This is a genomic window from Mycobacterium sp. 4D054 (assembly GCF_052245755.1).
GTDB lineage: Bacteria > Actinomycetota > Actinomycetes > Mycobacteriales > Mycobacteriaceae > Mycobacterium.
Genome location: NZ_JBQQCF010000129.1, coordinates 1 through 1,621, shown reverse-complemented (window position 1 = coordinate 1,621; position 1,621 = coordinate 1). Strand labels below are relative to the sequence as shown.

Sequence of the window (1,621 nt, the reverse complement as noted above, 5' to 3'; positions counted from 1 at the left end):
CCTAGGAGTCTGCTGAATTAATCCGGCGTGGTGGCGGGGTTTGTGGCTGGGTTCTCGAGATGATTAATGGATGCAGGGGCATTCTGAGGATCAGCGTGAGCTGTTGGATGCGGAGTCGGTTGCCGGGCATCTGCTGAAGTCCGACAGCATGTTTGTATTCCTGGCCGAACACCGCCACGAGTTGTTTCCCGAGGCGATGTTCGCTGATCTTTTCCCGTCGCGGCGGGGGCGTCCGAGCGTGCCGGCCGAGGTGATGGCCTCGGTGATCACCTTGCAGGCCCTGCACGGGCTCTCTGATAGCGAGACCGTGGACGCGGTCACCTTCGATCTGCGCTGGAAAGCCGCGTGCGGGTTGGCGGTGACCGCGCCGGCGTTTCACTCGACCACGCTGACCTATTGGCGGCGCCGGCTGGCGGCCTCGCAGGCGCCGGACCGGATCTTTGAGGCGGTCAAGGCCGTCGTGGCGCAGACCGGTGTGTTGGCCAAAAAGACGCGGCGAGCGTTGGACTCCACCGTGCTCGATGATGCGGTGTCCACCCAGGACACCGTAACCCAGCTGATCGCTGCGATCCGCCGGGTCGGGCGCGAAGTCCCAGGGGCCGGCGAGGTGATCACCACTTACTGCACCGCCCACGATTACAGCGATCCGGGTAAACCGGCGATCGCCTGGAACGACAGAACCGCCCGCGACCAGCTTGTCGACGCCTTGGTCGGCGATGCGCACCGGCTGCTGGGGCATCTGCCCGACCAGGAACTGGGCCCGCGCGCCGCTGAGGCGGTGTCGTTGTTGGCGCTGGTCGCCGGCCAGGACGTCGAACCGGTCGAGGGTTCTGATGGCACCGACGGGCAGTGGCGCATCGCGCAGAAGGTGGCCGGTGATCGGGTGATCTCTACCGTGGATCCCGAAGCCCGCCATGCCCATAAGACGGTGCATCGCCGCCAGGACGGATACAAGGCCCACATCGCGGTCGAACCTGATACCGGGATCATCACCGACTGCGCGCTGACCAAGGCAAGCGGACAAGACAATCACGAAGCCGTCATCGGACTGGCGCTGCTGGCACACGAGACGACGGCGGTGCGGGTGCTCGGCGATTCGGCCTACGGCACCGGTCAGGCACGGGCGACGCTGGCCGAGCTCAAGCATGTCGCCGTGATCAAACCGCTCCCGCTGAGAACCCCGGTCCCGGGTGGGTTCACCAGCGATGACTTCACCATCGATTTCGCGGCCCGTACCGTGACGTGTCCGGCCGAGCACACCATCCCCATCGGACCTAGCGGTGGAGCCGCATTCGAAAAGCATTGCCGGTCATGCGCTTTGAGGCACCTGTGCACCACCGCAGTGCGTGGGCGAAAGCTCACCATCAGCGAACACGAACCGCACCTACGTGCCGCCCGGGCCATCGCGCGCACACCCGAATGGCAGGCCGAGTACCGCCAACACCGCCCCATGGTGGAACGCTCGATCGCCTGGTTGACCCGCGGCAACCGCAAAGTCCGCTACCGCGGCGTCAGCAAGAACAACCACTGGCTGCACCACCGCGCCGCCGCATTGAACCTGCGCCGCCTGATCAGCATGGGCCTGACCCACACCGGCACCACCTGGGCCATCGCCTAAGCC

At 65.8% G+C, this 1,621-nt stretch carries 1 protein-coding gene; it reads left to right on the top strand.

Annotation, left to right across the window (positions count from 1 at the left end):
- Positions 1-70: 70 nt before the first annotated feature.
- The gene (locus ACTWP6_RS30190; RefSeq protein ID WP_260753369.1) at positions 71-1,618 is read left to right on the top strand and encodes an IS1182 family transposase; all 1,548 of its coding nucleotides are present in this window, start codon (positions 71-73) and stop codon (positions 1,616-1,618) included.
- The last annotated feature ends 3 nt before the right edge of the window (positions 1,619-1,621 follow it).